The following is a 24,097-nucleotide window of genomic DNA, read 5'->3' on the forward strand; positions in this document are numbered from 1 at the left end:
CCCGGCGTATGGCTCCCACGGCTTCCCGGCTCCTGATCCCCTTCATGTTTCTGGCCGCCCTCGCCTCGTGCAAGGAGGAGCCGAAGGAGAACAACGCGGTCATCCCGGTCCCGAAGCTGGAAAATGATTGCTACGATTGGTGGCAGCGCCACGAGGCGGTCTTGGCGGCAAAAGGGAAAATCGATCCGGAGATCGTACTGATCGGGGACTCGATCACGCATTATTGGGGCGGCGAGCCCCAATCGCCGGGCGCGCCGCGTCGCGGACCGAAGTCATGGGAGGATGTCTTCGGAGGAAAAAAGGTGCTCAATCTCGGCTTCGGCTGGGATCGCACCCAGAACGTCCTATGGCGTCTGGGCAACGGCGAGATCGACGGCCTGGAGCCGAAGTGGATCGTCCTCAACATCGGGACCAACAACTCCACCGGCACCCAGAACGCCCGGGAAAATACTCCGGCCGAGACCGCTGCGGGCGTGGAGGCGATCCTGACCCTGCTGAAGGAGAAGACCCCTGATTCCAAAGTGATCCTGATGGGCGTCTTTCCCCGGGGCACGAAAGCAAACGACCCGGCGCGCGCCTTCATTTCCGAACTCAACAGCCTGCTCGCGAAGATCGCGCAAGCCCACCAGCTTACCTTCATCGATCTCCGGGAAAAATTTCTCGATGGTGACGGGAAGCTCCGTTCCGAGTTGATGGCAGACGTCGTCCACCCCGCCGAGAGCGGTTATGCGGTTTGGGCGGAGGCCCTGAAGGCCGAAATCAAGTGAGGCGGGGCTGGGGATTCCCGATTTGACACCCTTCCGGGATAGGGCAGCTTCCCGGGCGTCTCCATGAAGCCGTTCCGCACTCCCGCAGCACTCGTCGACATTGTCGGCGCACGCGGGGGCATGGCGTAACGAATCGGAATTGCGATCGATTGCCGCTTGTCCCCGCCCGCCTGGTAGCCCCGGCGGGCTTTTTGTCGCCCCGAATGTCCACCGTCTCGCTTTCCGATTTCCCATGTCTCTTTCCGTTTCCTCAATTCTGGATCAAAGCCGGACCACCATCCGGCTGGCGATCCCGCTGATCATCGGCCAGCTCGGCCAAATGCTGATCAGCCTATCCGACACCCTGATGCTCGGCCGGCTGGGGGTCACGCCGCTCGCGGCCTGTTCCTTCGCCAATACCCTGATCTACCTGCCGATGATGTTCGGGATCGGGATGTCGATGGCGGTCTCGATCCGGGTCTCCCAAGCGCGTGGGGCGAATGACCCGGCAGCCGCCCGGGCGGCCCTGCGCCACGGTCTGTATGTCACGCTCACACTCGGGGTGCTGACCGTGCTGGCGGCGCTGGCGATCCGGCCCTTCATGGGGATTTTCCAGCAGGATCCGCAAGTGATTGCGATTGTGCCGAACTTCCTGCTGATCCTGGCCGCTTCGATGATCCCGGCGATGGGCTCGATGGCAGTGAAGAATCACTCCGACGCCATGAACCGCCCTTGGCCGGTCTTCTGGATCTCCATCGGGGCGGTGGCCCTGAACCTCCTGCTGAACTGGATGCTGATCTTCGGCAAGCTGGGTGCGCCGCGGATGGGCTTCGAGGGCTCGGCGGTGGCGACCCTGATCGCCCGCACGGCCTCACTGGTGGGCATGATCTGGTGGTGCCGTCAGGATGCGGCTCTGAAGGAATGGGTGCCGATCCGCTGGCTGCGCGCGCCGGATTGGGCCGCGATGCGGGATCTGCTGCGGACCGGCTTTCCGGCCAGCATGCAGCTTCTCGCGGAGGTTAGCGCCTTTGTGGCGGCCACTTTCATCATCGGCCACATGGGCAAGGAGCAACTGGCCTCCCACCAGGTAGCGATTCAGTGCGCGGCGACGATCTTCATGATCCCGCTGGGCATCTCGATGGCGCTGACCGTGCGCATCGGCGAGGCCTTCGGGGCAAAGAACCACGCCGTGATGCGGCCGATCCTGGCCAGCGGCTGGGCGATGGGCGTGTCCTTCACTTTGATAAGCGCTACAGCTTTCATCTGCTTCAACCACCAGCTCGCACGGCTTTTCATCGATGATCCACAGGTCTTGGAAATGGCCGCCTCGCTGCTGATCGTGGCCGCGGCCTTCCAGTTCTGCGATGCGCTGCAGATCATCTCCGCGGGGGGATTGCGCGGGCTGGATGATGTCCACACCCCGGCATGGATCGCCTTCTGGGCCTACTGGGTACTCTCGATCCCGCTCGGCTGGGTGCTGGCGGTGAAACTGCACTGGGGTGTGACCGGCATGTGGTGGGGCATCACCGCGGGACTGACGATGACGGCGATCTTGTTAGGGCGGCGGATTTGGAAGAAGACCGCGCTGGAGAATATTGCAGAGATTCCCGAGAGAGCAGGTATTCTTGAAGAGTCATGAATCCCGAAGAGAGGGAGCCCTTGCCTGAGAAGGCCTCGACGATTCGAGCGATTCGATTGAGGCCTTGCTCAACCGACTACCCCACCGCCGTCAAGACGACGGCGGATGCGATGGGCCTGACCGGGCCGGCCGCATCAAAGTCGAAGCCAATCGAGCGTGTGCTCTGGCTGACAAATTCGGATCAGGCCGGATTCCTAACCAAAAAACTGCCGGATTGACCGCAAACCCGCGCCCCCTATGGTCGCGGGCCATGAAACCCTGCCGCATCGCGACTTACGCTGCCTTTGCCTTGGTGGCTTCGCTCCTGTCATCCTGCAGCGCGCTGAATGGCGCGAATGGCTATGCCTCGCGGATGATGGAGACGGTGCAGCGGACGATCGGGACCCGCTGAGACTAATAATTAGTCGGTGCGGACACGCCGACCGCCCTCCGGCAGCACCTCGAAGTGCAGCCAGCGGGTGCCGGGCGGCAGGAGATCCGGGAAGAGGTCGGCCCATTCAGCGACCACCACGCCGGGCTCATCGAAAAATTCATCCCAGCCGATCCCAAGCAATTCCTGATCATCTTTCAGGCGATATAGGTCGAAGTGGAAGAGCGGGAGGCGCCCACCCCGGTACTCATGGACCAGGGAAAAAGTCGGGCTGGTGACCTCCCCCGGGAAGCCCAAGGCACGAGCCAAGCCTTTGACAAAGCGGGTCTTGCCAGCCCCGAGGCCACCGACCAAGGCGAGCACAGCACCAGGAGCCAGCCCGGCCGCGATTTCCGCGCCGAAGGCTTCCATTTCCGACTCATCCCGGACGACCCGCTCCATGGCCTCGCAAAAACCCAATCCACCGGAGAAGGTCGATTTCAAAAAATTCCCTTGCCCGATTGCCGGACCCGTGGTGATCTCCCCGCCCGCCCGACTCCCGGACGGAACCGAACCTTTTTACGGCCATGGCCTACGCAGTGATCAAAACCGGCGGCAAGCAGTACCGCGTGCAACAGGGCGACAAGATCGACGTTGAGAAGCTCGACGTCGAAGTGAATGCCGAGCTTACCTTTGACGTCCTGATGGTCGGCGAAGGCGACAGCATCAAGCTCGGTGCCCCGCTCGTGAGCGGCGCCAGCGTGACCGCCAAGGTCGTCCAACAGCATCGCGGACCCAAGGGCGTGGCCTTCAAGTTCAAGCGCCGCAAGGGTTTCCACAAGACCAAGGGCTTCCGCCGCCACCTCACCCAGCTGGAGATCACCTCCATCGCGGGTTAATCACTCTTTTACCACTCTCCAGTCATGGCTCACAAGAAAGGTCAAGGTTCGGTCAAAAACGGTCGCGATTCCCGCTCCAAGCGCCTCGGCGTGAAGAAGTTCGGTGGTCAGGCAGTGATCCCGGGCAACATCATCATCCGCCAGCGTGGCACCAAGTGGCACCCCGGCCGCGGCGTCGATATCGGCCGTGACCACACCATCTTCGCCATCATCGAAGGCCGCGTGTTCTTCGACAAGGAAGGCCGCCGCGTGAACGTGGGTGCAGAAGCTTCCGCGAACTAAGTTCGGATTCAGATTTTCCAAAGCCGCCGCCCGTGAGGGTTGGCGGCTTTTTTGTAGCCCGATCACTGGCCGGAGAAGCGCCTGCGCTGCCATATCGCCCAGAGCCAGCGGGCAAACCGGGTGGCCAGGGGAATCGCAAAAATGATGATCGCGAAGCCTCCGATTCCTTGCAGCGCGAAACCAAGCAGTCCAATGCCCGGTGATCGGGGTGAGGGAAGGTGACTTCCAATATCGGTGCCTGCCACCCAAACGCCGAGCAGGTTCAGAAGGACGCCCGTGACCACGACGATCAGGGCCTTGCTGAACAAGCGCCAGGCATCCGACTCCGCGATCACCAATTGCTGGAGGCGAATCTGGACCATCCGCTGCCTCAGATCAGCGCTGGGGCCTTCATTTGCTGGTCTCTCGTCCGGCTTCCTTTGATCTGCTCGCATTTCCTCTAGCGGTTTTGAGCGGAAACCCGTTTTCCAGCGCCTCACGGCGACCGCTCACGCTCCGAATCCCTTCCGGGATGATCCCGACAATCACGGCGGGCACCGCGAGCAGGCAAGTGCCACCGCCGCGGAAATGGAGGCGATCTTGAACTGCCGCCGGAGCGCTCACACCTTCCTGCCGGTGCGAAGGCGGGTCTTCGTCGTGCGGAACCAGAGCCCCGTACAGATGAGGAAGCCAGCGCAGCAGATCGTCAGCAGGGCCCAGCCGATCTGGTTACCGAGCTCGACTTGGCGCATGAAGGCGGTGGCAGAGTCACTGAGTTGCGGGTTCGCCTTGGCAGCGACCACGCGCTTCCCGAGTTCCTCCATGCCCCAGCCCATGAACGCCATCCGGCCGTAGAAGACCAAAAAGGCGGCTACGGAGAAGGCGAGCACGCCAGTGAACCAACGTTTCTCGATCGGTCCGGCGGCGGAATGGTCCGGTAGCTTGAATCCCATGTGCGCCGCGAGCTTGGCCCGGCGGACGGGCGGGGTCGAATCCAAATCCCGGCCTACTTGGTCTGGACTCTTGGCTCCGGCCTTTGGACTCTCGCGCCCATGTCCGACCCCGCCGCCGCGCTGAAAGCCATCCTTTTGGAAAAGTCCGTCCGCACCGGAACCTTCACCTTGGCCTCCGGGGCACAGAGTGACCTCTACATCGACTGCCGGGTGACGGCGCTGGACCCCTTCGGTGCCAACCTGATCGGGAAGCAGGGCTGGGAAGCGGTGCGCGCGAAGATTCAGGCCGAGGGCCTGAAAATCGACTCGATCGGCGGGATGACCCTCGGCGCGGACCCGATTTCACTGGCGGTGGGCATGACCAGCGCCGTGCAGCACCCGGGCGAGGCCCTGCAGGTCTTCACAGTCCGCAAGGAGCCGAAGGGCCACGGCCGGGGCAAGCAGATCGAGGGCAATTTCGCCGCGGGCCAGACGGTGATCGTGGTGGACGACGTGATCACCACCGGCGGCTCGACCCTCAAGGCGATCGACGTGATCGAGCGCGAGGGCGGCAAGGTCGCCTTCGCCTTGGTGCTGGTGGACCGCGAGGAAGGCGGCCGCCAGGCGATCGAGGCGCGGGGCATCCCGGTGCTGGCGCTCTACTCGCGCAGCACGCTCCTAGGATAACGAGGGGGATGACAAGGCGGGGTGAAACCCGCTAGGAAAGATTCGCGTATCGATTCCTAACGCGACCTACCGTCAACCCAAGTCATGAAACTCCAGCTTCTCGCCATCTCCGCCCTCTGCGCCTCCGCCAGCTTGCACGCGGAGGAAAAGAAAATCTTCAACGGCAAGGACCTCACCGGCTGGGAGGGCAACACCAAGCTCTGGTCGGTGCAGGACGGCGCGATCACCGGCAAGACCAGTGACAGCGGCGAAACCAAGATCGACCACAATACCTTCCTGGTCTGGAAGGCCGGCAAGGTCAGCGATTTCGAGCTGAGCTTCAAATACCGGATCGAGAAGGGCAACAGCGGCGTTCAGTACCGTTCGAAGCTGCTGGACCCGGGCAAGTTCGGCCCGATCGTGGCCGGCTACCAGGCGGACTTCGAGGCGGGCAAGACCTACAGCGGCATCCTCTATGAGGAGCGCGAGCGCGGCATCCTGGCCCAGCGCGGCCAAAAGACCGAGATCGGCGATGAGGGCAAGCCGAAGGTCACCGGCAGCGTGGGCGACAGCGCAGAGATCCAAGCCACCATCAAGGAAGAGGACTGGAACGACTACAAGATCATCGCCAAGGGCAACCACGTGCAGCACTTCATCAACGGCAAGCAGACCGTGGACGTGACCGACAACGACGCGGCCCACGCGCCGAAGGAAGGCATCCTGGCGCTGCAGATCCACGCCGGCCCCGCGATGGTGGTGCAGTTCAAGGACCTGGTCCTCAAGACGGACAAATGATGCGGTGACATTTCATCGCGCGAGGCGGGGCGCTCGTGCATGCTCGCGGCGTGATCTCCCGTCGCAAGATCAAGTACGACGTCTCGCCGCTGCTGCGGCAGTATCTCTATCACTTCGACCGGCTGCGGGACATTCCGCTCGTCTATGAGGACCTGACCCGCTTCGCGGGCTCGATGCCATACGAGGATCCGCGCGGCAAGGAGACGCTGTGGCTGACGGTCTACTACCCGCAGGAGCTGATGCTCGAGCTGCGGCCGAAGCTGACCAAGATCTACGCGGAGCTGAAGATCGGCGGGGAGACCGACCTGCACGAGCACTTGACGGTGGACCGCATCGACTTCGGCGAATTCGGCAACTCGCGGCCCTTCCGGATCCGGATCACGAACCTCTACAACGACAACTCCGATTACTTCTACGTGAAGCAGGCGGATGCCTCGCGGATCTACGGGCTGGAGCTGGAGCACATCCTCTCGCCGAACCGGATCAACTACCTGGTCAACGGCAACACGCTGATCGAGGAACACATCGCCGGCGTGCCGGGGGATGTCTTCCTCAAGGACCACCTGCCGCGGCCGGAGCTGAACAAGGTCCGCATCGCGAAGGAGTTCACCAAGTTCAACGAGCGCTGCTTCATCCGCCTGCTGGGCGACATGCGCAGCGTGAACTACGTGGTGGATATCACCCCGGACTTCGAGGAGATCCAGTACCGCGTGCGGCCGATCGACTTCGACCAGCAGAGCTACGAGCGCCGCGGGCGGATCTACCTCTCCTACCGCTTCGACTCTAACAAGAGCATCACCAAGCTCGCCTTCGACGTCCTGAACCGGAAGACGATCGACCAGTACGTGGCGGAAGAACATGCCCAGATGACCCGCCGCGCGAAGGTGGAGGGCGGGCGCCTCAAGGCGCTGCTAGGAATCATGCGCCGGGAGGAACTGGCCCCGCGCGAGCACGTGGCCTCGCTCGCCGCGGATCTGGCGAAATACCACCACACGGACATCTTCCGCGACTGCAAGACGATGGGCGAGCTGACGGCGACGCACATTGCGCACCAGCTAGAGCTGTAGCCCACCTTACCATGCCCGCGCTCTATCAACGACCGCCGCTCAATGCGAACCAGAAGGCGCTGCTCGCCATCGCGGTGCTGTTTTGGCTGCTCGCTGCGACGGTTTTCACGCTCGTCATCACCTCACCCGACGGCCACCTCTCCAACGCCTTGGCTGGTGCCGTGTGCCCGGGCATCTTTGCAGCGATATTCTCCATCATCGTCCAGCGCCAGCTGCGGCCTCGCGGGCACAAGACGATGCCAAACCTAGTACGCTCCACCGGCCGGGCGAGCGGCAAAAATTACGGCGACGTCGAGATCCGCGCGGGGCAGGCACTTCCCAAAATCTGCATTCGCTGCGGCGAACCAACCCGCCGGACTTCACCGTTTCGCTTCAAGGGCGCGCACACGGATGCCAATCCCTACGATTGGAGCAGGGTCAATCCAGTGATGTTCTTTTTTCTCGCCTGGCGCTTCGCCTTCCAACTCCTGGTCGTGAAGCTGTACCAGTCCATCGAGCGCCGGATCAAACGCCGCCAGGCAGAGGCCGATGGAGTGGAATTCAAGATTCCACACTGCCGTAGTTGCGCCAAAAATTCCCCGGTGGTGCAACGCCACTTCGACTTCCATGGGCGCAAGATGGTCCTCGAAGCCCATTCCCAGTTCCGGGAAGCTCTGAAGGGGGTCACTTGAATCGCTTCCGGCAGCTTCTGGCTGCAGGAGCGGGGCACCGGTCCTACTCATACATGGCAAAGTCGCCGATACGCGTTCCCACATCGGTGCACGAAGCACCTAGGAATTTGCCATCCCTGTCGTACCTGAATTCGTTCTTCCGGACGATGCCTGCGATCTCCTGATAGGTATAGAACACGATCGAACCCCCCGGCGTTTTCAACTGAGGACGGATCTCTGCGGCGATCGCCTCGGGCAAGGGCTTATTCGCGTGGCCCGGAATATCTGCGGCGGAGTCCAAGCGTTCCTGCCGCTCATGGAAGCGGACCAGCAGAAAGTGATCGATGAAGTCCTTGTGCTCCGGGTCGGCTCCAAAAGGAAAGCGGTCGGCGCTCATCACCGCGCTTAGCGATTCGTCGCTCATCGGTGACACCTTCCCCTTGGGGTCGACCAGATAGACGTCGTACGCCGAAGGTTGGATGTTTTTCCACCACGCAGTGACAAGCCAGGAGGCTTCACCGAAGCGCTTTGCGTCAAAGGCACGTTCCTCCGGATCGCCACGATAGTCTGCCAGCACCAGGCGCCGGACTTTCCATTCCGCTCCCCATTTCGAAGCCGCTACAAAGGGAAGGGCGACCGCAATCAGCCCGGCAAGAAGGATCAGAGTCGTGAGAATTGCCCAACGGATCTTGCGCTTCATGGCCATGCTAACCCCTCAGATGGCAGATTGATGCGCTCGGCAGAAGGCCGGAATACCCGCTCCTTGCTGTCCATGGGTCTTTCGGTGAAGCGGGAATTCTTGAGTTCTTGATCGATTCAAGGTTTTGATAGGGCGCATTCACCCGTCACCCTTATGCAAAAGGACCTCCTCTTCCGTCCGATTGCCGCCGCCCTGCTTGGGCTGGCCGCAGCAGGATTGCTCCTCTCCGATTCCCGCAAGCGAACGGAATGCGAAAGCAGCGCCGCGATTATTCCCGGTTCCACGACGGCAAGGGCAGACGCCGAAGCTGCTAGGCCGGCGGACAACATCGGCCAAGGCAACCTTGAATCGGTCATCTCGGAAGCACGCCGTTCGGTTCGTGGCCTCAGCGCCTTGGAAAGCATGCTCAGCGGAAACAACGGGTCCCTGTTCTTCGCCGCGCAACCAGGCCAAGGCTTCTCCACCCGCTTCCAACAAGACGGGATCGTAATCCGTTCCGAAGGCAAGACCGAGGACCTGCAAATCGCGCGCGGGGATACTGGAACGGCCAAGATCACCGCCAGTGGCACCCGCGTGCAATACGAGCGGGCGGACGGATCGGTGGAATGGTTCAACAATGCCGAAGCTGGACTGGAGCATGGCATGACCTTGCCCGCCCGGCCTGCATCGGAAACCGGCTGGCTTCACGTGGGCTTCAAGGTGAAGGGCTACGAAGCTCAGCCCGACCCGGCTTCCGAAGAGGATCTGCTGTTGATCGACTCCAGTGGCAAGCCCGCCTATGGCTACAAGGATCTCAAGGCATGGGACGCCACGGGTCGCGAACTCGAGACCAAGCTCTCGGCCAACGCGGAGGGCATCGAGTGGCAGGTGAAGGACGACGGTGCGCTCTATCCGATCTCGGTCGATCCCCTGATCGTGGGTCTGGAGAATCTCCCGGTACCGGCGGATCGAAAGAACTTCGGCTCCTATGTCGCCATCGATGGCGATACCGCACTGGTGAGCGACGCCATGGAGACCACGGCGCTCGGCACGAGTGTCGGTGCGGCCTATGTCTTTCGCCGCGTCGCAGGATCGTGGACCTTGGAAAAGCGCCTGGAGTCATTCGATCCGGCGCAGAACGAGCAGTTCGGCCGCGGGGTCTCCCTGGATGGGGATACCGCCGCCATCGCCACTTGGAACGACAACAGTCCGCAAGTCGGCGGCAGCATCCAGATCTTCCAGCGCTTCGGCAGCACCTGGACCTTCATGGGCCGGATCCTGCCAGCCACGCCAACCTTCGGCTTCGGCGACATCATGGCGATGAATTCCGGCACCTTGCTCGTCGGCCGCCCGGGCGAGACGGGCCTCAATGGCCTGGGCGGCGAAGGCGCGGTGCTGGCGTATAATGTGAGCTTCGGATCGATCTCGGGTCCACAGACGCTCTATGCCGGATTCGGCAGCGCTGCGCAGGATCAATTCGGCTCGTCGGTCTCGGTGAGGGACGGGCGCATCGCCATCGGAGCGCCCGGTGTCGATGTCAGCGGCAAGGAAGCAGTGGGAGCGGTCTATGTGTTTGGTGGCAGCCCGAACTTCTGGAATCAACAAGCGAAGCTGATGGCTCCCAACCCCTACGCAGGGGAGTTCATGGGCAAGTGCGTGTCGATCGATGGCGACCGGATCGTGACTGGTGCGCCCTACCAGAGTCGGGCGGGCATGCAGGATGGTGCCGCTTATGTCTTCGCCTTCTCCGCCGGTACCTGGGGACTGGAAGGCAGCTTCGCCTTGCCCACGCAGACGAACTTCCACTACGGCTTCGGCAATGCGGTCGCGCTCAACGGCAACCGCATGGCGATCTCCACCACCTACTTCACGGCCAACGGCGGCCGGGTGCAGGTCTATGAGCGGGTGGGCAAGACTTGGCTCCGGCGCACGGCGGTTGGCGGGAATCTAGCGGGCGACACCCGCTTCCCGACACTCGCGATGGATCAGAACGACCTGCTGGCGGGTTATCCGATCTTCAACGACAGCGGCACCGCGCAAGTCTATCCCTTCTCGAACCCCGCGCTTGCGCAGGAGATCTCTGTCTTCACCGGACCAGACAACGCGCTGACTGAAACCCTCACCGGAGTGACGGTAAGCCTCGGCAACGTGCCCGCAGAAACGAACGGGTCTTGGGATGTGACGATCTACAATGACGGCGCTTCGCCCCTGCAGGTGAGCTCCGCCACTCTTCTCGCCGGTTCAGACATCAATCTCAGCGTGGATCCCCTGCCCGGGCTCAATGGCTTTCTCGTGATCGATCCGGGCGCAACCGCAAAGGTCACGCTGCGCGGCCAGTTCACCCAGACCGGCACGAAGACTGGCACGCTCCGCATCGCCAGCAACGATGCCAACGAAGCGAACTTCGACGTCCCCTTCACGATCACCGTGGTCCGCAAGGTTGCGCCGCCCGGCCTGACGATCAGCCGCGAGAATGGCCAAGTGGTATTGCGCTATCCGCAAAATCAGTTCGGCAGCTACCGTGTCGAACGCTCCACCGATATGCAGCAATGGTTCACACTCGGATTCATGCAGCAGGAATTCGACCTGAGTTCAGGGACCACGGTGCAGACCTACCGCGATTTCAATCCACCGCTCGGCAAGGCGTTCTACCGGGTAGTGGTGCCGTGAGACAAATGAAGCTGTGCACGCATCACGAGCCCGGGGTGATACATGCGGTTCCCGTGAAAATGGCGCGCACGCCGGATGAATAATCGCGCGTGATCCGTCTATCGCGTTTTGTCTCCTAGCTTTGCCGTCTGTTATCTGCGAACACCACCCCGTCTCCATGAGCGAGGCTGCGGAAGTGATCATCGTAGGTGCAGGGATCGCCGGATTGGCGATGGCCATCGCATTGCGGCAGCGCGGCTTGAATCCTGTGGTGCTGGAGCAGGCACCAGAGCTGCGGGAGATCGGTGCGGGCCTGTTGTTAGCACCGAATGCCTGTGCGGTCCTGGAGCGCTTGGGAGCCTTGGATTTCCTGAAGCAAGGTCACTCGGTCGAGGTGCCGCGCTGGGAATTGCGCAACTGGCGCGGCAAGCTCCTGTCCACCCTGTCCATCCCACGCGCCGGACAGGACGCCCTGAGCACGCGCCGCAGCGATCTCCAAAAGGCGCTGTTAGGCTGCCTCCCGGCAGACTGTGTGCAACTCGCCTCGCAAGTGAGCAGCGCGAGATTGTCGGCAGGCGGTGTCTCCCTCTCGCTCGCGGATGGCCGCGAACTCCGTGGCAAGCGGGTGATCGTGGCGGATGGCTCGCATTCGCAAGCGCGTGCCTCGCTATGGCCTGAAAGCGAGCCGCTCTACTGTGGCTACGTGGGATGGCGAGGGATCGTGGATCATGTCCCCGCGGGGTGGGAGCGCGGACGGGTCAGCGAAAGCTGGGGCCAAGGGCGGCGCTTCGGCATAGCCCCGGTGGGTGGTGGGAAGACCTATTGGTATGCCACCGCCACGGTGCCTGAAGCGCGCAGCAGGGAACGGGTGGGCATCGCGGAATTGCGTCGCGATTTTGCAGGCTGGCATGCGCCGATCGACGAAGTGTTAGAAACGACTCCGAACGACAAGCTGTTGCAGCATCCCATCAGTGACCGGAGGCCCGAGAGGGATTGGCAACGCGATGAGAAACTGGTCCTGATCGGCGATGCGGCCCATCCGCTGACGCCGAATCTGGGTCAAGGTGCCTCAATGGCTCTGGAAGACGCGTGGGAACTCGCGAACCTGTGGGGAAGAACAGACGCGATGCTGAGCTACGTGAAGCGCCGTAGGTGGCGCGTGATGCGGTTGTGGGCAATGTCCCGCTCCCTGGGCAAACTGATCCAGTGGCACAATCCCTTGGCTTGCGGCATCCGTGATCTTCAAATGCAGATGACACCAGACGGCCTCTCCACCGCAATGATGCGAAGCGTTCTCCGCTACGATCCCGCCACGGCGGGCCTGCCATGAAAAAGCCGTCGCTGGAATCGCTGGGCCTCGATCTGCTGGAAACCACGCCCGGCGAACGATGGCGTTGCCTGCTGCTGCCTTTTGCGACCTGCGCGGGTTTCTTCGCCGCGGCTCGGGAGGGCTGGTGGTGGCTGGCGCTCATCTGTGCCGCATTGCAGAGCTTCTTCACCTACGCCTCGGTTTCGCACGATCTGGTGCACCGCACCCTGAAGCTACCAGCCTGGCTGAATGAGTCCCTGCTCTCCCTGATCGAAGGCTTGTCCTTCCGCTCTGGCCATGCGTTCCGGGCAAGCCACCTGAATCACCACCAGAAATTCCCGCACGATGACGACCTGGAGGGTGCGGCGGCGAAGATGAGCTGGTGGCGCGCCTTGTTAGACGGGGTGACCGCCCAAGCCCGGATGTGGTGCTGGGCGCTGCGGCGCGCGAAAGGCGCAGGCCGGTGGTGGCTGCTCGGTGAAGCAGCCGGGATCGCCCTATGGGCCGGCTGGTGCTGCACTTCGCCCGTCGGAATCGCTTACCTCGCGATCACGGTAGCAGGCAGTTGGGTTTACCCGTTCATGACCAGCTTCATGCCGCATATCGCGGGTGGCGAGGATCCACTGCACCAGACGCGGCTTTTTCGCGGCAAGGTGGTGGCCTGGCTGAGCCTGGAGCATCTCTATCACCTCGAGCACCATCTCTATCCGCAGGTACCACACCAGCGCTGGCCGGAGCTGGCGCGGAGGCTCGATCCCTTCTTCGCGGAGCAAAGAATCCAACCCGTGATCTTGTGGCGATGAATTCGCAGCAATCTCCATCCTTTGTCGGCGCACTGATCGGCGATGGCCGTCCGCTCATCATCTTCACCGCGCTGGCGCTCGTGTTCTCCGGCATTGGCGCGATCTTCCTCTCGGTGACGGGCCACTTCCTCCCGCACGACGTTGAATTTCTGGGCATGCAGCCGGCGGCGCTGTGCGAGCTGAACCAGTGCCGGATCGTCCATTTCATGATCCACGACCGCATGTCCTTCGGTGGGGTCTTGCTCGCGATCGCGGCACTCTACCTGTGGTTGGCGATGTTCCCATTGAAGGAAGGCGAGAGCTGGGCCTGGTGGACACTGGCACTGACCAACGCGAGCGGCTTCGGCAGCTTCCTTGCCTACATTGGCTACGGCTATCTCGACCACTGGCATGCCTGTGCGACAGGAGGCCTCTTGCCGGTCGCCCTGTGGGGCCTGTGGAAAACGCGCAAGCTCTGCACCCGCCCGCTTGACCTTCGTCCCGCATGGGCGGCCGCCGTTTGGCGCGAGCCTGCGGCATGGTGCCGCCTGCCATGGTTCGGCTGGGCCTTCGGCATGATCGCTGCCGGTGCGACGATTCTGATCGTCGGCATGACCCATGTCTTCGTGCCCAGCGATCTGAGCTTTATCGGCTACACGCGCGATCAACTGAATGCAATCAACCCGCGGCTGATTCCCTTGATCGCACACGATCGGGCAGGCTTCGGCGGTGGCGTCCTAACAACCGGCTTGCTGGTCTTGGCCATCGTGTGGAAGGCACCGCTATCAAAGCATCTCTGGCAAGCCCTCGTCATCGCCGGGCTCGCCGGCTTCGGCTGCGCCATAGGCGTGCACTACCCGATTCAATACTTGGACCCGTGGCACTTGGCTCCGGCTTGGGCCGGAGCGGCGGTGTTTGCGGTAGGGGCTTGGTGGACCTGGGGGCGATGGAAAGCGTCCCCATGATAGTCTCATTTGACACGATCACGCGTACGTTCTTGGAGCGTTCCGACCCAAGGACCCCCAGCTCCTGAGACCCATTTGAGGAGCCCTCCGAAATGAAACGAAGCCCGCTGCACCCCTCCTCGGGGTCGAATGCCTCCTAACAAATAACCCAGGGGAGGCCTTCAGCCAACCCTGGGCTTTAGGAGGGAACGGCGTTGCCGTTCACAGATTGTTAGAAGTCGAACTGGTCGATGTTCTCCTTGGTGAAGGCGAAGGGCGTGCCGAGGAGAATGTTGTCACCTTCAACCTTCAGCTTGCCGAGCTTGCCGGCGTCGAACTCGGTGGCACCGGGCTTGAGCGAACCGTCGGCGAGGGCCGCACCCGCCTTGATGGCGAGGTAGCCGAGGTCTTCGACCTTCCAGAGGATCACGGACTGGGTCACGCCTTCCTTCACGTAGGCCTTGTTCTCGCTGGGCAGGCCGAGGCCGACGACCTTAACGGCGCCGGTCTTGCCCGCCTGCTTCACGGCTTCCGCAGCACCGGGAACGCCGGGCGAGCAGACGGAGATGACGGCCTTCAGGTTCGGGTGCGCGCCGAGCAGGTTGGTGGTCTCCTGCTGGGCCTTGTCCTTGAGGTCATCGCAGGGCTTGATGTCCACCAGCTTCAGCTTGGGATACTTTTCAGCCTGCCGCGTTTCGATCGCCTTGATCCAGGCGTTCTGGTTCGCAGCGGTGAGGTTGGCGGTAATGATCGCGAACTCGCCTTCCTCGCCGATCAGCTTCGCGGCGTTGTCGAGCAGCGCGTCGCCGATGCCTTTCTCGGTGGCTTGGTTGACAAAGAAGCTACGGGCGTCCGGCAGGGCATCCGCATCGTAGGTCACCACCTTGATGCCGGCCTTCTGGGCATTGCGCAGTGCGGTGGAGAGGCCTTCCTTGTTTTCACAAGCGGCAGCGATCACGTCGACACCGCTGGAGATCCAGCCTTCGACGATCTCGTTCTGCTTTGCCGGATCCGAGTTGGTCGGGCCGTCGAAGAGCAGCTCGGCGCCGAGCTCCTTGGCGGCGGCGCGGGCACCCCGCTCGCAGGTCACGAAGTACTGGTTGCCCTTGCTCTTGGGCAGGAAGGCGATGGTCAGCTTGCCATCCTTGGCACCACCGGTTTCGGTTTTCTTGCAGGCACCGATGAAGGGGACGGCGCAAAGGACGGCCAGGGAGCAGAGGAAGCTGGAGCGTTTCACGGGATTCTTGGGTTGAAGGCTTGGGTCAATGCTGGCTGCGGGAGCGCCGCGTGGCGAGAATTCTCAGCAAGGGCGTGATGGCCAGCGCGACGATCAGCAGCAGGCCGGTGAGCAGTCCGGAGAGTTCGCTCGCCATGTCGGAAATCTTTCGGTCGAGAAGCTCGTAATCCATGATCCGCTTCAGGCCGTTGTTCAGCACCGCCACGGCGAGGTAACCAAGCAGGGTTCCGCAGACGGTGCCGGAGCCGCCGAAGATGCTGGTGCCGCCCAACACCACCGCAGTGATCGCCAGCAGCTCGTAGCCGATGCCGGCATTGGCACGGGCCTCGCCAATGCGGGCGACGAAGATCACGGCAGCCAAACCAGCCACCGCACCAGCGAGGATATAGGCGAGGCTGATATTCCGCCCGACCGCGAGGCCGGCATAGCGCGAGCCTTCCGGCGAATAGCCGATCGCGCGGAAGGAGCGGCCGAAGGTGGTGTGATGGACCAGCAGGTAAACCCCAAGCGCCACGGCGATGAAGATCCAGAGCTGGGCAGGCAGGCCCGCGACCTCCGAGTTGCCGAGCGCGAGGAAAGAATCAGAGAAGCCGGAGTAGGACTTCGAACCCTTGGTGAGCGCTTCCGCCAGACCGCGGAACAAGGAGAAGGTGCCTAGCGTGACGATCAGTGGAGGGAGCTTTAGGCGTGCGATCAGGAAGGCATTCAGGCCGCCGCCGGTGGCACCGATGGCCACGGAGCAGAGGGCCGCCAGCAGCGGTGAGAACTGCGCTTCCTTCACCAGGATGCCGAAGCAGACGGCGCACAGGCCCATCATTGAGCCGACCGAGAGATCGATGCCGCCGGTGAGAATGACAGGCGTCATGACCAAGGCCAGCATCCCGATCTCGACCGAGTGGCGGAAGATGTTCGAGACATTCGCTTCACCGAGGAAATTCCGGCCGAGCAGGGAGAAGATCAGCACCTCCAGCGCTACGACCAAGAGCAGCACGACCTCATGCCGGGCAAAGATGCCTTTCAGGGATTTGGATGGCGCGCTGCTCATCTCATGCATGCTTCACTTTTTTACCGCGCTGCAGGCCATCCGCGACCACGGCGAGGAGGATCACGAGGCCTTGGATCGCGCGCTCCCAGTAGGGCGGCTGGTGGAAGTAGGTCAGCGCGGGGTTCACATTCACCAGCAGGAGCAAGCCTAAGAGGACACCCCAGAGATTGCCACGACCCCCGGTAATGGCCACGCCACCGACGACTGCGGCGGCGATGACTTTCAACTCAAGGCCGTCACCGGCATTCGGCTGGACCTGCGGGGACTGGACCATGTTCAGCACGGCAGCGAGGCCTGCAAGCGCACCGGTAAGGACGAAAACGCCGAAGGTCATCCAGCGTGGATTGATGCCGGCGAGACGTGCGGCTTCCGCATCGGTGCCGGTCGCATAGACGTAACGGCCAAGAGCAAGATTTCGCATACCCCAAGCAAAAGCGATGAGCAGCACGACCGAGAGACCGATCACGATCCCCTGCCCCGCCGATTGGCTGAGCCCGAACCATTGGATCCCAGCGGGCAAATTCATGAGGCGACCCTGCTGCCACAGCCGCAGCGCTTCATTCCATGTGACCATGGTCGCAAGGGTGACCACGATACTCGGCAGGCCAAGCCATGCCACGAGCAGACCATTGAAGGCACCCATGACGGCTCCAGTGAGCACGGCGGCAAGGACGGCGACCGGCAAGGGCATGCCCGCTGCTGCTGCAACCCCCGCCACGACTGCGCACATGCTGAACTGCGCACCAATAGAAATATCAATCTGCCGGATGATGATCACCAGGGTGATGCCGATGGCAGCCACGAGTGCCGGTGCCTGCGAGGTGAAGCGCGAGAGCAGCGGCTGCGGATCGAAGTAGGCGGGTGCATAGGCCGCGAGGGCCAGCATCAATAGGATCAGCGCGATCGCCACGATGATCTCCCGGGAGTATTTCCGCATCATGCGACCTCCCTTCCACTTTGGCCGAGCGCGGCGGCCATCACATCGTGGGCATCGGCACCGCCCGGAAGTACGGCGGTGATCGTACCACCGCGCATGACCGCGATGCGGTCGCTCATGCCCAGCACTTCGGGCAGGTCACTGGAGATCATGAGCACCGCGAGACCTTCCTTGGCGAGGCCGCGGATGATGCGGTGGATCTCGCTCTTCGCGCCGACGTCCACGCCTTGGGTGGGTTCATCGAGGATCAGCAGCTTCGGCTTGGTGGCCAGCCAGCGCGAGACGCTGACCTTCTGCTGGTTGCCGCCGCTCAGGCTCCCACCGGGCGCTTCCGGGCCGTAGGTCTTGATGCCGAGGTCACGGATGAAATCCTCCGCCAGCGAAGTCTCGCTCTTCTTGCGCAACCAAGTGCCAGGAAAGAGCCGCGGATGCACCGCCATGGTGATGTTGTGCGCGATCGGCATTTCGAGGATCACGCCATGGCGGCGGCGGTCCTCCGGGACGTAGGCGATTCCCTGCGCGATCGCTTCGCGCGGCGAGTGCATCTTCACCGCCTTGCCACCGAGAAGGATCTCACCCGAATCCGCCGGCGTGATGCCGAAGAGGATCCGCGCCAGCTCAGTGCGGCCAGCACCCACCAAGCCCGCCATGCCGACAATCTCACCGGCGCGGACTTCGAGGTTGATGCCTTGCACGCCGCCCTCCGCGCAGGAGAGGCCCTTCAGCGAAAGCACGGTTTCGCCCGGCTCACCCTCCGCGGGCGGATAGAGCGTGGCGACCTCGCGGCCGACCATCAGCTTGATCATCGCTGACTCTGTTAGGTCCTTCACCGCGTGGGTGCCAACGCTTTCGCCGTCGCGCAAGACGGTCACACGGTCGGCCAAGGCAAAGATCTCCTCCAAGCGGTGCGAGATGTAAACCACCCCCACCCCGCTGGCGCGCAGGTCCTTCACCACGCCAAAGAGCAAGTGCTGCTCCTTCTGCGTGAGCGAGGCCGTGGGCTCGTCCATGATCACAATCTTCGCGCCGGAACCGAGGGCGCAGGCGATCTCGACGAGCTGCTGCTCGGGCATCGAAAGCTCGCGCACTTCCGCATCCGGCGAAATCTCCGCTCCCACGCGCTTCAAGAGATCGATCGCCATCTGACGCTGCGAACCGCGCTTCACCACACTGAAGGGCTTCGGCTTCTTCAGCCGCAGGCCAATGTTCTCCGCCACCGTGAGATCCGGAAAGAGCGCGGGCTGCTGATAGATGCAGGCAATGCCCAAGGCCCGGGCATGGGCGGGAGTGAGCGAACGCAGGGTTTCATCGCCGACCTTCAGCGTGCCCTCGTCCGGCGAGTGGGCACCGGTGATCACCTTGATCAGCGTGGACTTGCCCGCCCCATTCTCGCCTAACAGCGCGTGGACCTCCCCCGCCGCCAGATCAAACGACACCCCCTTCAAGGCGCGCACGGCACCGAAGGATTTCCGGACCTCGGAAAGCTGTAGAAGGGTTTTCAAGGCGCTGGGCTAACAGCCGTTCTCTAGTTGATGCCATCAGGCATAACTATGCTCGGTCGCGATGCCAAGCTCCTGACGCCGCTTCGAGCGCTCCGCGGCGGCCTTCTCGGCGTAGGCGGAGGCGCGATGGGCGGCCAGCGGGTCGCCGTCGAGCCCCTTGCTCTTGCGCCACTCCGCGAGAGCGGCGCTCACATCGGTGTTGAATGCCTTCTTCAGGCACATCTCGGCATCCACAATGTTGCCCTTCTTCTGGGCCTGCAGCAAGGCGGCGTGATCCACCAGTGCGGCCTTGGCGTAGAGTTCCTGGGCGGTGCAGACCGTCTGGATCATCGCCTCGATCTTCGGCTTCAGGTTGTGCGACTGGTCGATCATGTACTCGATCGCCGGGTACTTGCCGCCGCGCTCTTGGGCGAAGAGGTGGATCTCGTGGAAGATGCGGAAGATCTGGTAGGGATCGATCGAGCCGAGCGTCAGGTCGTCATCGGCGTAGCGGCGGTCGTTGAAGTGGAAGCCGCCGAGCATGTCCTCGTCCAAGAGCCAGGCGACGATCTGCTCGATGTTCTGCGAGAGGTAGTGGTGGCCGGTATCCACGAGGACCTTGGCCTGCGGCCCGGCCTTTTTCGCCATCAGGAGGGCCATGCCCCAGTCGGCGAGGTCGGTCTGATAGAAGGCCGGCTCGAAGGGCTTGTATTCGACCAGCAGGATCTGCTCCTTCGAAAGGTGGCCGTGGGCCTCCTTCAGCGCGGCCTCGAAACGGTGCTTGCGGGCCCGGATGTTGTCCTGCCCGGGGTAGTTCGTGCCATCGGCAAACCACAGGGAGACTGCCTTGCTGCCAGTGACCTGCCCGAGCTTGATGCAGTCGATAATGTGGGCCAGCGCTTGGTCGCGAGCCGTTTCGAAGGGGCTGCCGACCGAGCCGAGCTTGTAGATCTGGTCTTGGAAGAGGTTCGGATTGATCGAGCCGATCGCAATTCCCAGCACACCCGCCTTCGACGCCACGGTCGCGGCATCCGTGCCCGGCGCGAAGTCCCACAGGACGTGTGTGGCCACCGTCGGGCAGCATGCGGTCAGGCGATGAACATGCGCCGCGTCCGCCAATTTGTCATCGAGATCGATCGCGGCGGCGGGCTGGTGGAACTTCCCGAAGCGGGTTCCCGTATCCGCATAGCCCCACGAGGGGGTCTCGATACGGAAGGAATCGAGCGCTTCGAAAACGGCATTCGAGGACGTGGGCATAGCGGGCTTCGACCGCTGGGTCAGGCGGCTGATTTAAAGAAAAGCATCGTTTCTTATGAAAGCGCAAGCATTTTCCCAGACCCTAACCCGGACGGATTATTTGAGCTTTGCTGGCAAACCATAGCCAAGGAAGACGCCCCTCGATCCGGCGCGGGGAAGTTGGAAATCGAAGACCCCATAGCCAGAGCGTTTCGTGCCTCGATAGGTCCGCCCGTCGCTGGACCCCGCCATCACAGGCTTGCCGGTCGATTTCTCGTGGCCGAGGTAGATCTGGACGTGGGATACCGCGACCTCACGGCCGTCCTTCGGCTCATAGGTGCCTGACCAGAAAAGCAGGTCACCGGGCTGGAGTTTGTCGAAGACGTCGGCGTCCAAGGAGGAGGTGCCTGAAGGGACCTCGGTAAAAGAGCCTGCATCTTTGACCCACATATACTGGGTCGCAGAGCTGCGAGTCGGCTCGATGCCAGCTTGTTGGAAAACGTAATACACCGAGCCCGAGCAATCGAGCCCGCCCGTGTCCGGATCGGCACTCCCGAACTGGTACTTCAGCCAAGTGTCCTTGGCCGCGAGATCGAGGGCTTCATCAATGATGCGCTTCCGTGCACCACTGAGGGTCGCGTATTCCTTCAGGTCCTCTTTCGCGATCACCCCAGGACGCACCTCTTCCGCAGCTACTGCCAGAGGCAGCAGCAAAAGGGCGAGGAGACGGGTAGTCATCCTTCACCCTAACACGATCCGGAAGGATCGCCAGAAATGTCTAGCCCGCGGGTTTTCGCTCCAGAGCCGGAATTTTGCGCAAGGCAAAGAGCAAGAATGGGATGCAGATCACCCCGAATGAGCAATCGATCAGCCGCCAGTAAAACGGAATACCCCGGATCGGCCCGCAGATGAAGGCCAACGGAATCACCAGCAATGATGCAGCAATGCCAATCTTCAGCACGCCCTCATAGCGCTGCGGATCGCGGTAGGGCAGGATGAAGAACAGCGCGATCATCAGATGCCCGAAGGCCAGCCAATCCGTGCCGTAGGCGATGAAGGGATAGTCACGATAGGTGTGCTCCAGCCCCTCTCGCACCTTGAGAACCCAGTGAACCAAGCCACCGTACGCCGCAGGATCGCGCGAGTCACCGGCGAGGATCTGTGAGAGCAGGTTCAGCTCATGCAGCAGCGGGAAAGCGGTCAGCCCGCTGAGCACGAGACCGAAGATAACGATGAGGATGGCGAGGCGGATCTGCTTCAGCGCTGGCATCACATGAATTCACAGCCGCCGCCGGAGAAGCCGCGATGCCGCCGCGGTGAAAACCCGGCGAAGAAGCAGTGGCCATGCGGTTCTCGCAACTCCCCTCCCTTACTTCCTCCGCCGACGGCCCAACAGCGGCAGCGCGGCCAGTGCCAGCAAAGCAGAGCCCGGTTCCGGCAGTGGGGTCGAGGGAGAGATCTCGAGGGTCCCTTGGAAGATCGAGACACGGTGGGCGTTGTCGCGATCCGAGAAGGCGTAGATGCTGAAGGACGAGATCGGCGTGTTGCCGAAGTCGATGTAGGTCCGGTAGGCCGGAGCGTTGTTCGGGTTCCCCGCAGGACCCGAGATCGCATAGGGGATCGATTGGCCGTTACCGGTGCCAATCACCCCGCCGCTCAGGGCAGTGCCGGGCGTGAAGACGAAGATCGCGTCGAGGCCGCTGCCGATAAGGCCTGGCAGTTGCGATGCGAAGGCTTCCGCCGCCATCGCATCGCGGAAACCGTGGGTGCCGGAGATGTCGGCTTGGTCGGAGTCCACGTCATCCAGACCCAGCGTCGTCAGCGTCACCGGCGAGGAGAAGGAGAAGTCCCAGCGCTGGTAGTTCAGCAGGGTGCCGTTCAGGTCATTGGCGTCATCCTGGGTACCGAGGATGAAACCGCGCGGGTTGCCGGTGGTATCCAAGGTCAGGTTACGCGTGGACGGGTCCGCCGTGCCCACGATGGAACTCTGGAAGCTCAGGGTAATCCCGTCCTTGGTCAGGGTTCCGGAAGTGGCGCCGTTCTTGAAGCCGACTTGGGTGGTCGCACCGTTCGTCCAAGTGTCGGTGATGAACGAGAAGGTCGTGGTGGCACGCGCCGACGACAGGCCGGCGCAGGTGGCCAAGGCCACCAGCAGGGTTGTGATTTTCATAGGGCTGGGGAGAGAACGAGAGAGAGGCGCGGAGCCTGATTATTAAACAAAGCTAATCAAGCGCATGTTCCCAAAATCGGCCATTCCGTGATCGTGTAGGATCGCCGTAAACCCCCGACCATTATTTCTCCCGGCCCTGAAAGCCGCTTCTCCAGCTCAATTTGCCAGCTCCCAAGCGGTCATCCACTCGGTGCCGCCCAAGGTCCAGCCTTGCTCGGTGAGGCGCTTCACCATGTCCGGGAAATGCGCGGCACCGTAGAAAATGCCGAGCTTGGTCTTCCCTGCCTTCACCTCGCGGTCCAGCACCTCCAGGCACTTCGCATTGCGGTCGCTGATGATCACGCTTTCACCCGCCAAGGCGGCGACCTGGTCATCGCCCGCGCCCAAGGTATGGACCAGCTGACGCTTGATCCCGGTCTTGTCGCCACGGATCAGCGAGGCCAGCAGCTTGAAGGAGTTCGGCTCCTTGCCGGCATTGGTCTTCTCCGCCTGCAAACCGGCCTTGAGCATGAAGCTGAAGAGCGATTCCCCGCGCTGATCCTGCAAGCTGCCGAATTCCTCCATGGAGAGGTCGGCGTGGACGAAATTCGCCTTCGAGTAGTCGATCTCCTTCATCTGGTAGGCCAGATCCAAGTACTTCGCGGCCGTCTCGTAGGCTTGGTGGAGGCCGTTCAGCCTGCCCTCCTTTTTCTTTGCCTCCCCGGCGTCGGCGACGCCTTCCTCCTCGCCGGTCTTGGCCGCAGCCTCCTTCGCCGCGGCTGCTTGTTTTGCAGCGGCATCGCTGCCTCCGATGCCCTCCCAGAGCAGGGCCTGGTAGCCTTCGAAGCGTTTGCCGAGCGCTTGATAGTACTTCTTGTCGGCGATGTGGATCGCGCCGACCAACTCGACCGTGGCCTTGCCCTTGGTCAGGCGGACCACTGCGGTCTGCAGTGCCGTGGCCTTGCCATCGGTTTCCTGCACCCGGATGTACTCCTCCTTTTTCTCCTCTTCCTTTGCGGCAGGCTTCTCGACTGCCGGGGCGGGAGCAGGTGCCACCGGCTCCGCACGCAGGGCGAGCGGCAGGAACAAGGCACTGAGCAGGAAAAGGCGATGTTTCATCGGTGGGACGAGCTTACGCGAAATAGCGCCGCACGGAAGGGGGATCGTGCAGGGAAAATCCAAGCAATCGCCGCCCCGGGTGTCTGAAGCTTCATGAAGACGACACTCCGCAAGGCGCTTCTGATGACCACCCTCCTGCTGGGCGCGGTGAGTTCCCCCTGCTTCGGGCTGATTTCGATCCACGAGGTCACAGCCGAAGAGGCCAAGGAGTGGAAGGTGGAAGTCCGCGCCCTCCCGGCCGGCCCCGAGGACGTCCGGGTGGAGATTGAATTCAGCAGCGAGGGGCAATTCCACGACTTCCGCCGCGTGGATTTCCGGATGCATGGCGACGATGGCAAGATGCTGGCCGTGCTACAGCTGAAGGAAGAGCGGACCAAGGAGGGGCGGGTCCTAGTCAGCTTCGCCACCAGCCGCGAGAATCTCGGCAAGATCGCCGTCTGGGTGGTAAGCGGCGGCGGAGCGCGAGTAGGCGGAGCCTACGAAATCCGGCCGAAAGACTTCGTGGACCTCAGCAAGCTGAAGTAGC

The 24,097-nt window shown here is 62.5% G+C and carries 28 protein-coding genes; 15 read left to right on the forward strand and 13 right to left on the reverse strand.

Annotation, left to right across the window (positions count from 1 at the left end; all coding sequences use genetic code 11):
• The first annotated feature begins 8 nt into the window (after positions 1-8).
• The 4 genes from BV071_RS17350 to BV071_RS35490 all read left to right on the forward strand — a co-directional run bounded on the left by BV071_RS17350 (position 9) and on the right by BV071_RS35490 (position 2,776).
• Positions 9-767, forward strand: coding sequence for a GDSL-type esterase/lipase family protein (locus tag BV071_RS17350; protein ID WP_081886060.1), 759 nt, complete (start codon positions 9-11; stop codon positions 765-767).
• A 232-nt stretch (positions 768-999) separates the two neighbouring features.
• Positions 1,000-2,385: an MATE family efflux transporter gene (locus BV071_RS17355; RefSeq protein WP_052573484.1), complete on the forward strand. Its 1,386-nt coding sequence runs from the start codon at positions 1,000-1,002 to the stop codon at positions 2,383-2,385.
• Positions 2,382-2,603 carry a hypothetical protein gene (locus BV071_RS17360; protein ID WP_035609769.1) on the forward strand — a complete coding sequence of 74 codons (222 nt, stop codon included), beginning with the start codon at positions 2,382-2,384 and terminating at the stop codon, positions 2,601-2,603. The genes BV071_RS17355 and BV071_RS17360 overlap by 4 nt, the downstream gene beginning before the upstream one ends.
• 32 nt (positions 2,604-2,635) lie before the next feature.
• Positions 2,636-2,776, forward strand: coding sequence for a hypothetical protein (locus BV071_RS35490; RefSeq protein ID WP_265594549.1), 141 nt, complete (start codon positions 2,636-2,638; stop codon positions 2,774-2,776).
• A gap of 9 nt (positions 2,777-2,785) precedes the next feature.
• On the opposite strand, the gene tsaE is transcribed toward BV071_RS35490, so the two are convergent.
• Positions 2,786-3,196 carry a tRNA (adenosine(37)-N6)-threonylcarbamoyltransferase complex ATPase subunit type 1 TsaE gene (gene tsaE, locus BV071_RS17365; protein ID WP_035609772.1) on the reverse strand — a complete coding sequence of 137 codons (411 nt, stop codon included), beginning with the start codon at positions 3,194-3,196 and terminating at the stop codon, positions 2,786-2,788.
• Positions 3,197-3,321: 125 nt separating this feature from the next.
• Here tsaE and rplU point away from each other — a divergent pair, with 125 nt between their 5' ends.
• Both rplU and rpmA read left to right on the forward strand, forming a co-directional pair.
• Complete coding sequence (gene rplU, locus BV071_RS17370) at positions 3,322-3,633, forward strand: 50S ribosomal protein L21 (RefSeq protein ID WP_035609774.1); 312 nt, start codon at positions 3,322-3,324, stop codon at positions 3,631-3,633.
• Between the two features lie 24 nt (positions 3,634-3,657).
• A complete protein-coding gene (rpmA, locus tag BV071_RS17375) occupies positions 3,658-3,915 on the forward strand; it encodes a 50S ribosomal protein L27 (RefSeq protein WP_035609777.1) in 258 nt (85 codons plus the stop codon).
• Positions 3,916-3,977: 62 nt separating this feature from the next.
• Here the strand turns inward: rpmA and BV071_RS17380 are convergent, their stop codons facing one another.
• On the reverse strand, positions 3,978-4,277 hold the full coding sequence (locus BV071_RS17380; RefSeq protein ID WP_035609781.1) for a hypothetical protein: 300 nt from the start codon (positions 4,275-4,277) through the stop codon (positions 3,978-3,980).
• A gap of 237 nt (positions 4,278-4,514) precedes the next feature.
• Entirely contained in the window at positions 4,515-4,847 is a 333-nt protein-coding gene (locus BV071_RS17385; protein ID WP_035609783.1) for a hypothetical protein, read from the reverse strand.
• A 99-nt stretch (positions 4,848-4,946) separates the two neighbouring features.
• On the opposite strand from BV071_RS17385, the gene pyrE reads away from it, so the two are divergent.
• The 4 genes from pyrE to BV071_RS17405 all read left to right on the forward strand — a co-directional run bounded on the left by pyrE (position 4,947) and on the right by BV071_RS17405 (position 8,025).
• Positions 4,947-5,513, forward strand: a complete 567-nt coding sequence (gene pyrE, locus BV071_RS17390; RefSeq protein WP_035610054.1) for an orotate phosphoribosyltransferase — start codon at positions 4,947-4,949, stop codon at positions 5,511-5,513.
• Between the two features lie 84 nt (positions 5,514-5,597).
• The gene (locus BV071_RS17395; RefSeq protein WP_035609786.1) at positions 5,598-6,287 is read left to right on the forward strand and encodes a DUF1080 domain-containing protein; all 690 of its coding nucleotides are present in this window, start codon (positions 5,598-5,600) and stop codon (positions 6,285-6,287) included.
• A 50-nt stretch (positions 6,288-6,337) separates the two neighbouring features.
• Positions 6,338-7,354: a hypothetical protein gene (locus BV071_RS17400; protein ID WP_035609789.1), complete on the forward strand. Its 1,017-nt coding sequence runs from the start codon at positions 6,338-6,340 to the stop codon at positions 7,352-7,354.
• An 11-nt stretch (positions 7,355-7,365) separates the two neighbouring features.
• Entirely contained in the window at positions 7,366-8,025 is a 660-nt protein-coding gene (locus BV071_RS17405) for a hypothetical protein (RefSeq protein ID WP_035609792.1), read from the forward strand.
• Between the two features lie 43 nt (positions 8,026-8,068).
• Here the strand turns inward: BV071_RS17405 and BV071_RS17410 are convergent, their stop codons facing one another.
• On the reverse strand, positions 8,069-8,704 hold the full coding sequence (locus tag BV071_RS17410; RefSeq protein WP_265594550.1) for a hypothetical protein: 636 nt from the start codon (positions 8,702-8,704) through the stop codon (positions 8,069-8,071).
• 153 nt (positions 8,705-8,857) lie between these two features.
• On the opposite strand from BV071_RS17410, the gene BV071_RS17415 reads away from it, so the two are divergent.
• The 4 genes from BV071_RS17415 (at position 8,858) to BV071_RS17430 (ending at position 14,388) form a co-directional block, all read left to right on the forward strand.
• Entirely contained in the window at positions 8,858-11,353 is a 2,496-nt protein-coding gene (locus tag BV071_RS17415) for a hypothetical protein (RefSeq protein ID WP_035609797.1), read from the forward strand.
• Between the two features lie 157 nt (positions 11,354-11,510).
• On the forward strand, positions 11,511-12,662 hold the full coding sequence (locus tag BV071_RS17420; protein ID WP_035609800.1) for an FAD-dependent monooxygenase: 1,152 nt from the start codon (positions 11,511-11,513) through the stop codon (positions 12,660-12,662).
• Positions 12,659-13,444 carry a fatty acid desaturase gene (locus tag BV071_RS33165; RefSeq protein ID WP_052573485.1) on the forward strand — a complete coding sequence of 262 codons (786 nt, stop codon included), beginning with the start codon at positions 12,659-12,661 and terminating at the stop codon, positions 13,442-13,444. The genes BV071_RS17420 and BV071_RS33165 overlap by 4 nt, the downstream gene beginning before the upstream one ends.
• Positions 13,441-14,388, forward strand: coding sequence for a hypothetical protein (locus BV071_RS17430; protein ID WP_052573486.1), 948 nt, complete (start codon positions 13,441-13,443; stop codon positions 14,386-14,388). The genes BV071_RS33165 and BV071_RS17430 overlap by 4 nt, the downstream gene beginning before the upstream one ends.
• Positions 14,389-14,599: 211 nt before the next feature.
• Here BV071_RS17430 and BV071_RS17435 read toward each other — a convergent pair whose 3' ends face one another.
• The 9 genes from BV071_RS17435 to BV071_RS17475 all read right to left on the reverse strand — a co-directional run bounded on the left by BV071_RS17435 (position 14,600) and on the right by BV071_RS17475 (position 23,571).
• On the reverse strand, positions 14,600-15,604 hold the full coding sequence (locus BV071_RS17435) for a substrate-binding domain-containing protein (protein ID WP_035609803.1): 1,005 nt from the start codon (positions 15,602-15,604) through the stop codon (positions 14,600-14,602).
• A gap of 25 nt (positions 15,605-15,629) precedes the next feature.
• A complete protein-coding gene (locus BV071_RS17440; protein WP_035609806.1) occupies positions 15,630-16,649 on the reverse strand; it encodes an ABC transporter permease in 1,020 nt (339 codons plus the stop codon).
• A gap of 1 nt (position 16,650) precedes the next feature.
• Positions 16,651-17,589 (reverse strand): ABC transporter permease, encoded by a 939-nt coding sequence (locus BV071_RS17445; RefSeq protein WP_035609808.1) that lies wholly within the window; start codon positions 17,587-17,589, stop codon positions 16,651-16,653.
• Positions 17,586-19,088: a sugar ABC transporter ATP-binding protein gene (locus BV071_RS17450; protein WP_035609810.1), complete on the reverse strand. Its 1,503-nt coding sequence runs from the start codon at positions 19,086-19,088 to the stop codon at positions 17,586-17,588. Before BV071_RS17450 ends, BV071_RS17445 begins: the two co-directional genes overlap by 4 nt.
• 36 nt (positions 19,089-19,124) lie before the next feature.
• Positions 19,125-20,324 (reverse strand): TIM barrel protein, encoded by a 1,200-nt coding sequence (locus BV071_RS17455; protein ID WP_035609812.1) that lies wholly within the window; start codon positions 20,322-20,324, stop codon positions 19,125-19,127.
• 96 nt (positions 20,325-20,420) lie between these two features.
• Entirely contained in the window at positions 20,421-21,041 is a 621-nt protein-coding gene (locus BV071_RS33170) for an NlpC/P60 family protein (RefSeq protein WP_052573487.1), read from the reverse strand.
• A gap of 40 nt (positions 21,042-21,081) precedes the next feature.
• Entirely contained in the window at positions 21,082-21,573 is a 492-nt protein-coding gene (locus BV071_RS17465; protein WP_035609815.1) for a hypothetical protein, read from the reverse strand.
• Positions 21,574-21,672: 99 nt separating this feature from the next.
• Positions 21,673-22,473, reverse strand: a complete 801-nt coding sequence (locus BV071_RS17470; RefSeq protein ID WP_035609818.1) for a hypothetical protein — start codon at positions 22,471-22,473, stop codon at positions 21,673-21,675.
• A 156-nt stretch (positions 22,474-22,629) separates the two neighbouring features.
• On the reverse strand, positions 22,630-23,571 hold the full coding sequence (locus BV071_RS17475) for a hypothetical protein (protein WP_035609821.1): 942 nt from the start codon (positions 23,569-23,571) through the stop codon (positions 22,630-22,632).
• A 93-nt stretch (positions 23,572-23,664) separates the two neighbouring features.
• On the opposite strand from BV071_RS17475, the gene BV071_RS17480 reads away from it, so the two are divergent.
• Entirely contained in the window at positions 23,665-24,096 is a 432-nt protein-coding gene (locus BV071_RS17480; protein WP_035609824.1) for a hypothetical protein, read from the forward strand.
• Position 24,097 lies beyond the last annotated feature (1 nt).

The organism is Haloferula sp. BvORR071 (genome assembly GCF_000739615.1).
Classification (GTDB): domain Bacteria; phylum Verrucomicrobiota; class Verrucomicrobiia; order Verrucomicrobiales; family Akkermansiaceae; genus Haloferula.